Origin of the sequence: Phyllobacterium sp. TAF24 (assembly GCF_052113785.1) — a bacterium.
Classification (GTDB): Bacteria; Pseudomonadota; Alphaproteobacteria; order Rhizobiales; family Rhizobiaceae; genus Phyllobacterium.
Genome location: NZ_JBFRDN010000011.1, coordinates 105,220 through 118,410, shown reverse-complemented (window position 1 = coordinate 118,410; position 13,191 = coordinate 105,220). Strand labels below are relative to the sequence as shown.

Here is a 13,191-nt window from a genome sequence, read left to right as displayed (position 1 = left end):
CGTTCACGGTACGGTATGCATATTACTGCCGCCGGTCACTTCGGTATAGGCCCACGCTTGTCCCCCCGGAAACGGCGGTCGCATATCGGCGCACAGAACTGCACGCTGAATAGTCGCCAAAGTTTCAGGAAATTGTCTGGAGAGATGGTGAGCGCGCGGGGGTTCGAACCCCGGACCTACTGATTAAAAGTCAGTTGCTCTACCGGCTGAGCTACGCGCTCCCAGTCAGGGAAGACGCTTGCGCTAACCCTTGGGAAGTGCGGCGGAACATAGGGATGACTTTGGCATCGGTCAACAGCTATTGTGCACTGTTTTTGCAACATTGAGCCTTGTTTTTACAGGTTCCACGGTTTTTTTGAGCAATGAAGCCGTTTCACACGGATATGACGCCCTTAAAATCGGAAGTGAAGGGAGGATTGTGCGCAGAACTGGCGAAAAGGTGATTGGAATTTGCGGGGGATTCGGCCTATGGCACCACAAGTTGAAATTGTAATGCCAAACGAGGAGCGCATATGGCGCTTGATGTCTCCTATCTGACCGCCGCCGGTGCTGGTGCGCTGTCCTTCCTGTCCCCTTGCGTCCTGCCATTGGTGCCGCCCTATCTCTGCTATATGGCTGGCGTTACCGTGGAGGATTTCCGTTCGGACCAGCCCGCAGCACGTGTTTCTCCGGTTCGGCAGGCCCTGCTGCTGTCGTCATTCTGCTTTGTCCTTGGTTTTTCGACTGTGTTTGTATTGCTGGGGGCGGGTGCTTCGACGATTGGCGGGTTGCTGCGCATGTGGCAGCAGGAGATCGCAATTGCTGCGGGTATCGTCATTATCCTGATGGGGTTGAATTTCCTCGGCGTATTTCGTCTGGCGTTCCTGTCGCGCGAAGCGCGGTTCCAGACCAAGGGCAAACCGGCGAATCCGCTGGCTGCCTATGTGATGGGTCTTGCCTTTGCATTTGGCTGGACGCCCTGCATCGGGCCTGTTCTTGGACCAATCCTTGCGCTTGCAGGTGGTCGCGATACGGTCTCGGACGGAGCATTGCTGCTCGCAGTCTATTCGCTTGGTCTTGGTATTCCGTTTATTATAGCAGCCTTGTTCTCCGGCTATTTCATGCGCTTCCTCACGCGTTTCCGTATGCATCTCGGCAAAGTGGAAAAGGTGATGGGCGGGCTGCTTGTGGCAACAGGTGTTCTGTTCCTGACCGGTGGATTGCAGACATTCTCGTTCTGGCTGCTTGAAACATTTCCAATCCTTGGCCAACTCGGCTAAAGAAACGGAAATTGTTCATGCATTGGCAACCGGGATTATGCCACGATCAGGCATAAGACTGTGCTTAGCCAAAACGGATTCGGAATTCTGACAATGACATCACGTACCTGCCTCTCGGTTATTCTTGCCGCCGGTGAGGGCACGCGCATGAAATCGGCGCTACCGAAAGTGCTTCACCCGATTGCCGGGCTGCCTATCGTCGCTCATGTGGCCAAGGCAGTTCATAGTGCAGGCAGCGGTGACATTGCGCTCGTCGTTGGCCGTGAGGGCGATGCTGTTCGCGACGCAGTGAAATCAGTTGTTTCAAATGTGACGGTGCATGAACAGAAAGAGCGGCTGGGAACAGCCCATGCCGTGCTTGCGGCGCGTGATGCTATAGCGCGCGGCTATGACGATATTCTTGTCGTGTTTGGCGATACACCACTCATTGAAACAGCAGCGCTGGATCAGGCACGCGCCAAGCTTGAGGACGGCGCCGATGTGGTTATCATGGGCTTCCGGCCCGAAAATCCAGCCGGTTATGGTCGTCTCATCGAAGAAAACGGTAAACTTCTCGCCATCCGCGAAGACAAGGATACCAGTGATGACGAGAAGAAAATCGGTTTCTGCAATGGTGGCTTTATGGCCTTGCGCGGGGACAGCGCGTTGCAACTTCTGGACAAGGTCGGCAATGCCAATGCCAAGGGCGAGTATTATCTGACCGATGTGGTCGAAATCGCCAATGGTGTTGGCAAATTGGCAGTCGCGATTGAAATTCCGGTTGAGAATATTATTGGCATCAATACGCGTGTGGAACTGGCTGAAGCCGAAGCTATCTGGCAGAACCGCAAGCGGCGCGCAATGATGCTGGCGGGTGTGAGCATTCAAGCACCCGAAACAGTGTTTTTTGCCTACGATACCTTGATTGAATCAGATGTAGTATTGGAGCCGAATATCGTCTTTGGTCCCGGCGTTTCGATTGCGACTGGTGCCGTCATTCATGCCTTTTCGCATCTGGAAGGTGCACATATTGGTCCGCGAGCAATGGTAGGGCCATTTGCACGTTTGCGGCCAGGCGCCGATCTCGCGGTAAATGCCAAGATCGGAAATTTCGTAGAAGTGAAGAATGCCAAAGTCGGGGCAGGTGCCAAGGTCAGTCATCTAAGTTATCTTGGGGATGCGATTGTGGGCGCCGGTGCCAATATCGGAGCTGGTGCGATCACCTGCAATTACGACGGCTACAACAAAGCTTTGACGCAGATCGGGGCTGGTGCCTTTATCGGCTCCAATAGCTCGCTGGTCGCGCCTGTTTCAGTTGGTGACAATGCCTATGTGGCATCTGGCAGTGTAATTACGCAGAATGTACCAGACGACGCGCTGGCATTTGGCCGGGCACATCAAGTCATCAAGGAAGGGCGGGCTGTGCTATTGCGCGAGCGTTATGCCGCGCAGAAAAAAGCCAAGAAAGCGGAATAGCCCATTCTGCTTCATGCTAAAGACTGAATTGTAACCAGCCTTCTTCCCGGCGTAAGTTTGCCATAGGCAAGAAGAAATCGAGACCCTGAGCCATCGGAGCTTTTTATGTGCGGAATTGTTGGAATCATCGGACGCGAACAGGTTGCGCCATTGCTGGTGGATGCGCTGAAACGCCTGGAATATCGCGGTTATGATTCCGCTGGTGTTGCGACACTCAACAAAGGCGTGCTTGACAGGCGCCGTGCTGAGGGCAAGCTTGTCAATCTGGACAATCTTCTGAAAGAACAACCGCTCAGCGGCACAATCGGTATCGGTCATACACGCTGGGCCACGCACGGTGCGCCGACCGTGCGCAATGCGCATCCGCATACGACGCCGCGTCTTGCTGTCATTCATAATGGCATTATCGAGAATTTTGCCGAGCTGCGCAGCATCCTGGAGAAAGACGGCTATGTCTTTGAAACTGAAACCGATACGGAAACCGTTGCCCATCTGGTGACGCGTGCGCTCGATCGCGGGCTTTCCCCTGTTGAAGCGGTTCGCCAGAGCTTGCCGGAACTGCGCGGTGCCTTTGCCATTGCCATTATGTTCAAGGGCGAAGAGGATCTGCTGATTGCCGCCCGCAATGGTCCGCCGCTCGCTGTGGGTTATGGCGACGGCGAGATGTATCTGGGCTCGGACGCCATTGCGCTTGCTCCTTTCACCGACACACTGTCCTATCTTGAGGACGGTGACTGGGCCGTGCTGACGCGCAACAGTGTGGCGATCTATGATGAAAGCGGCATGGCTGTTAAACGCCGGATCGAAAAATCTGCTGGTACGGCGTTTCTCGTCAGCAAGGGCAATCGCCGCCACTTCATGGAAAAGGAAATCCACGAGCAGCCGGAGGTTATTTCCCATACGCTGGCCAATTACCTTGATTTTTCCAAGGGTACCATTCGCGCGGATGCGGTTCCCGTTGATTTCGCCAAGATCGACCGCATCGCGGCATCGGCATGCGGCACAGCCTATTATGCCGGCCTGATCGGCAAATACTGGTTTGAGCAGATCGCCCGGCTCCCGGTTGATATCGATGTCGCGTCGGAATTCCGCTATCGCGAAATGCCATTGTCGAAAGATAGTCTTGCCTTGTTCGTTTCGCAGTCGGGCGAAACCGCGGACACTTTGGCATCGCTGCGCTATTGCAAGCAGCAAGGGTTGAAGATCGGCTCTGTGGTCAATGTTAAAGAATCGACCATGGCGCGCGAGTCCGATTCGATTTTCCCGACGCTGGCTGGTCCGGAAGTCGGCGTTGCCTCGACGAAGGCGTTCACATGCCAGTTGGCAACGCTTGCTTCATTGGCGGTGACAGCGGGCAAGATGCGCGGCACCATTTCTGCTGATGATGAGCGCCGTCTTGTGCATGAGCTTTCCGAGATTCCACGCTATGCGACGCAGGCATTGAAGCTGGAACAACAGATGGAGGCTATCAGCCGCGATCTGTCGCAGGTCAAACATGCGCTTTATCTCGGCCGTGGCACGAGCTTCCCGCTGGCTCTTGAAGGCGCGCTGAAACTCAAGGAAATTTCCTATATTCATGCGGAAGGCTATGCGGCAGGCGAGTTGAAGCACGGTCCCATCGCGCTGATCGATGAACACATGCCGGTCATCGTCATTGCGCCCTATGACAGGTGGTTTGAAAAAACCGTCTCGAATATGCAGGAAGTGGCGGCTCGTGGTGGCAAGATCATTCTGATTACCGATTCACGCGGCGCTGCGGCAAGTACGTTGAAGACCATGCATACGGTTATTCTGCCTGATATGCCCGAGATCATCACGCCGATCATCTACGCCCTGCCTATCCAGATGCTGGCCTACTATACGGCTGTGTTCATGGGCACGGACGTGGATCAGCCGCGCAATCTGGCGAAATCGGTAACGGTGGAATGATCTATCCCGCGCGAAGAAGCCGCACGGCCTCGTCGCGTTCGAAGAGATAAAGCAGAACGCGCAAAGCTTCGCCGCGCGCGCTTTGCAGTTCCGGGTCGCGTCCGAGAATATAACGCGCATCCTTGCGGGCGATTTCCAGAAACTCCTGATGGGCTTCAATGCTGGCAAGGCGAAAACCCGGCGTGCCGGATTGCCGGGTGCCCAGCAATTCACCTTCGCCGCGCAGTTTCAGGTCTTCCTCGGCGATTCTAAAGCCGTCTTCCGTCTCGCGCATGATCTCCAGCCGCGCACGGGCAACTTCGCCTAACGGTCCCTTGTAGAGTAGAAGGCAGGTGGAAGGTTTGTCGCCGCGTCCGACGCGCCCGCGCAGCTGATGCAACTGGGCAAGGCCAAACCGTTCCGCATGTTCGATAACGATAATCGTGGCATCGGGAACATCGACCCCCACTTCAACAACTGTCGTTGCGATCAAAAGGCGTGTTTCACCATTCTTGAAGGCGAGCATAGCCGCATCTTTTTCCGGTCCGCTCATGCGACCATGCACCAGACCGATCTGATTGCCTAGCAAGGGCTGCAGCGACTGAAAGCGCTCTTCGGCGGAAACCAGATCAACCAGTTCGGATTCTTCAACCAGCGGGCAGATCCAGTAAATCTTTTGGCCATCTGCGATCGCCCGGCGCATACGGTCTACCAGTTCGCTTAATCGCTCCATCGGCAGAATCGCAGTGGTGATCGGGCGGCGTCCAGCTGGTTTTTCAGTCAGCTTTGATACATCCATGTCACCAAAGGCAGTCAGAACCAGTGTGCGCGGGATAGGAGTTGCGGTCATGACGAGCATATCAGGGGCCGAGCCTTTGGATTGAAGCAGCAGCCGCTGATGAACACCGAAGCGGTGCTGTTCATCAATGATTACAAAGACTAGGTCGTGATAACTAACCTTTTCCTGAAAGAGCGCATGGGTGCCGATGATGATATGGATCGCGCCTGAACGCAGACCTTCCAATATATCCTCGCGCTCACGACCTTTTTCCCGGCCTGTCAACAATGCGGTGCGCAGGCCAGCTTTTGCAGCCAAGGGAGCTATCGTCGCATAATGCTGCCGGGCCAAAACTTCAGTGGGTACCATCAGAGCCGATTGCCCGCCTGATTCCGCCGCATGGGCCATGGCGAGCAATCCAACGATGGTTTTGCCGGAGCCCACATCGCCTTGCAGCAATCGGAGCATCCGTTCTGGTTCGCGCAGGTCAGCGATGATTTCCTTGATTGCCTGTTGCTGGCTGCCAGTCAGCGCATAGGGCAATGCGGCAATAATCTTGGCCTTGAGACTTCCATCGCCTTCCAGTCTGCGGCCTGACAGACGCCGCGTTTTGAGGCGAACCAAGGCGAGCGCCAATTGACCGGCCAGAAACTCATCATAGGCGAGACGCTGGCGCGCCGGGTGATCCAGCGCGATATCTGTGGGGTCATTTGGCCGATGAATCGTTTCAAGCGCCTGCCGGTGCGTGGGAAAGGCATGTTTGGCAAGAACCGGTTCCTCGATCCACTCAGGCATGTCAGGTGCTCGCGCCAAAGCTTCCTGTACGCCCCGCGCCAGCACTTTGGGCGAAAGGCCAGCGGTCAGGGGATAAACAGGTTCGACCAGTGGCAGCGATGCGGCGTCGGCAATAGCGGCTATATGATCCGGGTGAACCATGGTCGGTCTGCCGTTGAACCATTCGATGCGACCGGAAACGATGACTGTCTCACCGACGGGCATGATATTTTCCAGCCATGCGAGTTTGGCATGAAAGAAGACAAGACCGATTTCTCCGGTATCGTCATGGGCAAAAACACGGTGAGGGACATTACTGCGTCCCTTTGGTGCCGGCTGGTGGCGATCAATACGGACTTCCAGCGTGACAATGGCACCCTCAGGCGCGTAGGCGATTCCCGGGCGATTGCGCCTGTCGATAACGCTGTTGGGCGGCAGATAAACGAGATTGCCGACGCGCGGTTCGGTTCCGGGTGGCTGGGTTCCGAGCAAAGTGGCAAGCAGGCCCGTCACTTTCGGTCCGATACCGGGAAGCGAGCGTACGGAAGCAAACAGGGGATCAAGCAAAGATGGACGCATTCCTTAGGTTTAACGTCTTCAAAGCGCGTTGCAAGGCTGACAGCGGCCTCAATGCACGCTATACCCAGCCGCAATCCTATGGCTTCCCGCCCAGCCGAAGCCTTTTCATGATATTCCAAGGGAGACTGTCCATGACCGGAAGCAGTCGTTCAACAGCTGATCTGCCACCAAGACAGCGCAAAATCCTGTTTCGTTCCTGGCATCGTGGCATGCGCGAGATGGATCTGATTCTCGGCCAATTTGCTGATGCGCATATTGAAAGCCTGACGGAGTTGGAACTCGATCAGTATGAAGAACTGATGGAAGCGCTCGACCGCGACCTGCTCAAATGGGTTACCGGGGAGGCTGACGTTCCCGCCGAATATGATACGCCGATCTTTCACAGGATCGTGGCTTCTCGCAACACAATGAAATTCTGATCAGATATGACTGCCTTTTCCAAACTCGGACTGAAACCGGATATCAATGGACATGTCGTCATTGACGGCGTGGGTGATGGCTATGAAGCCTTTACGCTGGCCAAGGTGGTTGCCGAAGCGGGTGCGGGCGGTCCGGTGCTGTTTATTGCCAGCGATGGCCAGCGCGTGGCTGACATCGAGCAGGTGCTGAATTTCGTGCAGCCTGATCTGCCGGTGCTGCAACTGCCCGGCTGGGACTGCCTGCCCTATGATCGGGTATCGCCCGGTTCCGATACGGCGGCGCGGCGGCTGGCGGCTCTGGCTGGCCTTGCTTCCCTTCGTGATCAAAAACATCCGGGTGTCATTCTGGCGACCGCCAATGCGGTGCTGCAAAAACTGCCGCCGCGCAAAGTGCTGGCTGAGCAGCTGTTTCTCGCCAGGCCCGGTAATAGAATTGACATGAATGCGCTTGTTCAACGCCTTGAAAACAATGGGTTCGAGCGCGTTTCGACCGTGCGCGATGTTGGCGAATATGCCGTGCGCGGTGGTATTCTTGATCTTTTCGTGCCGGGAGCCGAGGAGCCACTGAGGCTTGATTTCTTCGGCGATACGCTCGAATCCATCCGCACATTCGATGCCGCGTCCCAGCGCACATCAAGCCAGAAAACCGAATTTTCCATGCAGCCGATGAGCGAAATCACGCTCTCGCCCGAGACAATCAGCCGGTTTCGCTCGCAATATGTGCAAAAATTCGGTGCGCCTTCACGTGACGACGCATTGTATCAGGCCATATCGGAAGGTCGCCGGTTTGCCGGTATGGAACATTGGCTGCCGCTTTTCTACGAGCGCATGGAAACCGTGTTTGATCATGCGGGCAACATGCCCGTCATCTTCGACCATTTGGCGCATGAAGCCATGGCCGAACGTCATAAGATGGTGGTCGATCATTATGAGGCGCGCAAAAAACAGTCGGATGGTAAAGAACCCGGAGAAGCGGTGCCGTACAAGCCGGTTGAGCCGGGCTCACTCTATCTGACACCGGCCGAAGTTGAAGCAGCGGCGATTTCATCCGGCATGCGGATTGATTTCTCGCCCTTCGACGCACCGTTTGTAACCGGGCGGTCTGTTATCCATGCGGGTGCTCATCGCGGACGAACATTCGTTGAGGAGCGCACTGCCAAGGACGCCAATGTCTTCGATAGCGTGGTCAAACATATTGCCGATGAACGCGCTGCGGGCAAAAAAGTGCTGCTTGCCGCATGGAGCGAGGGATCGCGCGACCGGCTCATTCAGGTTCTGAACGAGCATGGCCTTGAAAAGATCGAGCTGGTCGAAGACCTGCGCACGGTCAAGGCATTGGCTCGCGACAAGATTACAGCCGGTATTCTGTCGCTGGAAACCGGTTTTGATGCGGGTGATCTCGTTGTGGTCGCCGAGCAGGATATTCTGGGTGACCGGCTCATTCGCCGGTCCAAGCGGCGTAAGCGCGATCAGGATTTCATCAGTGAGGTGGCTGCGCTGAATGCAGGGGATATCGTTGTCCATGTGGATCACGGTATCGGCCGGTTTATCGGTTTGCGGACGATTACAGCGGCAGGTGCGCCGCATGACTGTCTCGAAATCCATTATGCGGGTGATGATCGCCTGTTCCTGCCGGTTGAAAATATAGAACTTCTCTCGCGCTTCGGTTCGGAAAGCTCGACGGCGGTTCTCGACAAGCTTGGTGGCGGTGCCTGGCAGGCGCGCAAGGCCAAACTAAAGAAACGCCTGCTTGAGATCGCCGGGCATCTGATCCGCATTGCTGCTGAGCGGCAAATGCGCGGTGCGCCAGTTCTCACGCCGCCCGAGGGGCTGTACGGCGAGTTTGCGGCGCGTTTCCCCTATGATGAGACGGAAGATCAGGACCGCGCTATTGAAGCGGTCATTGACGATCTCTCACTCGGTAAGCCGATGGATCGCCTGATCTGCGGCGATGTCGGCTTTGGCAAGACGGAAGTTGCGCTGCGTGCCGCCTTTGTCGCCGCGCTTAATGGTGTTCAGGTAGCGGTTGTGGTGCCGACAACGCTGCTATCGCGTCAGCACTACAAGACATTTTCGACACGTTTTCAGGGATTGCCTGTGAATGTGGCGCAAGCATCGCGGCTGGTCGGTTCCAAGGAATTGGCGGAGAACAAGAAGGGCATTGCCGAGGGTCAGATCGATATTGTCGTTGGCACCCATGCGCTGCTTGGATCGGGCATCAAATTCAAGAATCTCGGCCTTTTGATCATCGATGAAGAACAGCACTTTGGCGTCAAGCACAAGGAGCGGCTGAAAGACCTCAAATCCGATGTGCATGTGCTGACACTCTCGGCCACGCCGATACCGCGCACATTGCAGCTGGCACTGACAGGCGTTCGCGAATTGTCGCTGATCACCACGCCGCCGGTGGATCGCATGGCGGTGCGCACATTTGTGTCGCCATTCGATCCTCTGGTCATCCGCGAGACATTGCTGCGGGAGCGTTATCGTGGTGGTCAGAGCTTTTATGTCTGTCCGCGCATCTCTGATTTAAGCGAAATCAAGGATTTTCTGGATTCGCAGGTGCCGGAGTTGAAAGTGGCGACCGCGCATGGGCAAATGCCGCCCGGCGAACTCGACGACATCATGAATGCCTTCTATGACGGGCAATATGATGTGCTGTTGTCGACAACCATCGTGGAATCCGGCCTCGATATTCCGACGGCCAATACGCTGATCATCCACCGCGCCGATATGTTCGGTCTTGCCCAGCTTTATCAATTGCGCGGCCGGGTTGGACGCTCGAAGCAGCGTGCCTTTGCGTTGTTCACGCTGCCTGCAAACAAAATGCTGACGCAGATGGCCGACCGCAGGCTGAAAGTCTTGCAATCACTTGATACGCTCGGTGCCGGTTTTCAGCTGGCCAGCCACGATATGGATATTCGCGGTGCTGGCAATCTGCTCGGCGAAGAGCAGTCGGGCCATATCAAGGAAGTGGGTTTCGAACTCTATCAGCAAATGCTTGAGGAGGCCGTTTCCGAGATCAAGGGCACAGGTGAGGTCGATGATGGTCACTGGTCGCCGCAGATTGCTGTGGGAACAGCCGTGATGATCCCGGAAACCTATGTGCCTGACCTGCAATTGCGTCTTGGTCTCTATCGCCGTCTGGCCGATCTGGAAGAGTTGCAGGACATTGACGGCTTTGGTGCCGAGCTTATTGACCGGTTCGGGCCTTTGCCTGATGAAGTGCAGCACCTGCTCAAGATTGTTTATATCAAGGCGCTTTGCCGCCGCGCCAATGTCGACAAACTTGATGCGGGGCCGAAGGGCATTGTCATCCAATTCCGCAACAAGACGTTCAACAATCCGGCAGCATTGGTGAAAATGATCGGCGAGCAGGGCTCGATGGCTAAAATTCGCCCGGACCAGAGCATTGTATTCGTGCGGGATTGGCCAACTGCGGAAAAGCGACTGAATGGCGCAGCTGTAGTGATGACCCAATTGGCAAAACTGGCCGCCGCATAAGCGGCCAGTTTTGATTGTCAGACTGGTCGAGGCTCGAACCCATCGGCTGTCTGGCGAATGGCATCGGCCAGCGCATCAGCAGATTGCGCGCCCATAACCGCGTATTTCTGGTCGAGAATGAAGCAAGGAACGCCGCGAACGCCAATCTGGTTGGCGGTGTCGATCTCCTGACGCACGCCAACGCTGTCCGCATCGGTCGGCAAAAGGCTCGCCACGATGGCGCTGTCCATACCTGCTTCTTCAGCCGCTTCGATCAGTACCTGATGGTCGCCAATATTCTTTCCCTGTTCAAAATAGTAGGAAAACAGAATGCCAACGATTTTGTCCTGAACATCAGGGCCGGCTTGCGACGCCCAACGGATCAGACGATGCGCGTCAAGCGTATTTGGAGCGATTTCGATCGCCTCGAAGTCGAACTCAATGCCTTCTTCCTTGCCAAGTTCGATCAATTGCTGATGCACTTCGAAGATTTTATCGCTGCTGCCGAATTTTTCGGTCATGTAGCGATTGCGATCCTTGCCCTGTTTGGGAAGAGTGGGATCAAGTTGAAATGGCCGCCAGTTGATGGTCGCATCCAGTTCAGGATTGAGGGCGAGCGCACTTTCAAGCCGCTTGCGACCGACAAAACACCAAGGGCAGACGACATCCGATACAACGTCGATCGTGAATTTCTTTTCGCTCATGATTTCAACCTATCGTTTGTCGGACCACCAGGTCGGGAGCTGATAGCCAATGAGAGATGTCTTGTCCGGATGCTTGATATAGGACCACCGGGCAACCCATTGCGCGGGCTGGTAGTAAATAGGTACGAAATAATTTCCTGAAATCAACACCCTGTCGAGTGCCCGCACGGTGCTCTCGAACTCCGTCTGGGTGCGGACAGCCAGCATTTCGCCGATCAAAGCATCGACAGCGGGATCAGCCACGCCGGCATAATTGAAGCTGCCATTCACGTCCCGGGATACGCTGCTCCAGCGGCGCGTCTGTTCAAAGCCGGGCGAAAGGGAGCCAGAATAGGCACCGAGAATGATGTCGTAGTCAAAGGTTTCCAAACGCTTTTGATATTGCGCATCATCGACGGTGCGAATTGTAGCACCGATACCAAGGCGCTCCAGCGTACGTTTATAGGCAAGGCCCAGCCGTTCTTCGGCCACGGAACGGGTGAGAATTTCAAACGTCAGCGGAATACCCGTGGGGTCCAGCATCACTTCGTCTTTGATTGAATATCCCTTGCTGACCAGAGTGTCGTAGGCGCGCTTCATTTCCTTGCGGTCGCGTCCGGAACCGTCGGTCTGGGCTGGCACGTATGTCCCATCCATCACATCCGGTGAAACGGCATTTGGATAGGGTGCCAGAAGAGCGCGTTCGGTAGGATCAGCCGGTTTGCCGAGGGCAGACAGGTCGGAACCCTGCCAATAACTGCCAAGCCGCTGATATCGGCCTGCATAGAGATTACGATTGGTCCATTCGAAATCAAACATCATCGAAAGGGCGCCGCGCACGTCCCGGTCAGCAAACTTTTCCCGCCGCGTATTGAATGCAAAGCCAAACACATTCGATGGTGATTTGGTTTCAAACGTTTCCTGAACGACGCGGCCGTCTTTGAAGGCGGGAAAATTATAGGATGAGGCCCATTTGTTTGGATCGCCCTCCATGAAGATGTCAAAGACACCCTTTTTGAACGCCTCAAACTGTGACTGCTCGGTACGGAAATATTCGATGGTGACTGTATCGAAATTATTGAAACCGCGACGGCTTGGAATATCGGCTGCCCAATAGGCGGGGTTGCGTTTGTAGACGATACGTTGACCGGGCTGAATTTTTGCAATGGTGTAAGGGCCGCTGCCAATAGGCGGTGTCAGTGGTGAACTGTCAAATTTTTCCGGATCAATGGCGTGTTTGGGAAGAATCGGCATCAAAGCCAGAACGAGCGGAAACTCGCGGTCAGCCTTGTCGTTGAAGGTAAAACGAATGCCGCGTTCGCCGACTTTCTCGATATTCGAGATGCGGTCCATGCGCTGTTTGTATTGAGGTAGACCCTTTTCGGCCAAAAGATTGAACGTAAAAATAACGTCCTCAGGCGTAACAGGCTCACCATCCGACCATTTTGCCTTCGGATTCAGTGTGAATTCAACCCATGTCCGCTCGTCATTGGTTTCAACAGTCTCGGCAAGCAGACCATACATGGTGAAGGGTTCATCGGCACTGCGCTGCATAAGCGTTTCGAAAACGAGATTGCCGAATTGGAGGTCATTGAAGATGCCGCGCGCTGTCGTGCGCAGGCTTTTTACGAGAAACGGGTTCAGGCTGTCGAATGTACCGACGACGCCATAGGTGATCGAGCCGCCCTTGGGCGCGTTGGGGTTCACATAGGGAAAATATTGGTAATCGGCGGGCAGGGCGGGCTCACCGCGCATGGCGATTCCATGTTTTGGCTCGGCGAAAGCTGCACTTGTTGCCGAATAAGCCACGGCCAGCAGCGCCAAAATCTGGAAACTTCTCTTCAACATCGTCT

8 protein-coding genes and 1 tRNA gene are annotated in these 13,191 nt (G+C 55.3%); 5 read left to right on the top strand and 4 right to left on the bottom strand.

Annotated elements, in window-relative coordinates; translation table 11 throughout:
• Positions 1-145: 145 nt before the first annotated feature.
• Positions 146-221 (bottom strand) — tRNA-Lys (locus AB4Y96_RS12205).
• 291 nt (positions 222-512) lie between these two features.
• Here AB4Y96_RS12205 and AB4Y96_RS12200 point away from each other — a divergent pair.
• The 3 genes from AB4Y96_RS12200 to glmS all read left to right on the top strand — a co-directional run bounded on the left by AB4Y96_RS12200 (position 513) and on the right by glmS (position 4,643).
• A complete protein-coding gene (locus AB4Y96_RS12200; protein WP_091876904.1) occupies positions 513-1,259 on the top strand; it encodes a cytochrome c biogenesis CcdA family protein in 747 nt (248 codons plus the stop codon).
• A 93-nt stretch (positions 1,260-1,352) separates the two neighbouring features.
• Positions 1,353-2,714 carry a bifunctional UDP-N-acetylglucosamine diphosphorylase/glucosamine-1-phosphate N-acetyltransferase GlmU gene (glmU, locus tag AB4Y96_RS12195; RefSeq protein ID WP_441917590.1) on the top strand — a complete coding sequence of 454 codons (1,362 nt, stop codon included), beginning with the start codon at positions 1,353-1,355 and terminating at the stop codon, positions 2,712-2,714.
• A 105-nt stretch (positions 2,715-2,819) separates the two neighbouring features.
• Positions 2,820-4,643 (top strand): glutamine--fructose-6-phosphate transaminase (isomerizing), encoded by a 1,824-nt coding sequence (glmS, locus tag AB4Y96_RS12190; RefSeq protein ID WP_441917588.1) that lies wholly within the window; start codon positions 2,820-2,822, stop codon positions 4,641-4,643.
• 1 nt (position 4,644) lies between these two features.
• Here glmS and recG read toward each other — a convergent pair whose 3' ends face one another.
• A complete protein-coding gene (gene recG, locus AB4Y96_RS12185; RefSeq protein WP_441917586.1) occupies positions 4,645-6,753 on the bottom strand; it encodes an ATP-dependent DNA helicase RecG in 2,109 nt (702 codons plus the stop codon).
• Positions 6,754-6,884: 131 nt separating this feature from the next.
• On the opposite strand from recG, the gene AB4Y96_RS12180 reads away from it, so the two are divergent.
• On the top strand, positions 6,885-7,172 hold the full coding sequence (locus AB4Y96_RS12180; protein ID WP_441917584.1) for an FAD assembly factor SdhE: 288 nt from the start codon (positions 6,885-6,887) through the stop codon (positions 7,170-7,172).
• A 6-nt stretch (positions 7,173-7,178) separates the two neighbouring features.
• Positions 7,179-10,676: a transcription-repair coupling factor gene (gene mfd / locus AB4Y96_RS12175; protein WP_441917582.1), complete on the top strand. Its 3,498-nt coding sequence runs from the start codon at positions 7,179-7,181 to the stop codon at positions 10,674-10,676.
• A 17-nt stretch (positions 10,677-10,693) separates the two neighbouring features.
• Here the strand turns inward: mfd and AB4Y96_RS12170 are convergent, their stop codons facing one another.
• Together AB4Y96_RS12170 and AB4Y96_RS12165 are read right to left on the bottom strand one after the other, a co-directional pair.
• Positions 10,694-11,359 carry a DsbA family oxidoreductase gene (locus AB4Y96_RS12170; protein WP_441917580.1) on the bottom strand — a complete coding sequence of 222 codons (666 nt, stop codon included), beginning with the start codon at positions 11,357-11,359 and terminating at the stop codon, positions 10,694-10,696.
• Positions 11,360-11,368: 9 nt separating this feature from the next.
• Positions 11,369-13,186: an extracellular solute-binding protein gene (locus AB4Y96_RS12165; protein ID WP_441917578.1), complete on the bottom strand. Its 1,818-nt coding sequence runs from the start codon at positions 13,184-13,186 to the stop codon at positions 11,369-11,371.
• Positions 13,187-13,191 lie beyond the last annotated feature (5 nt).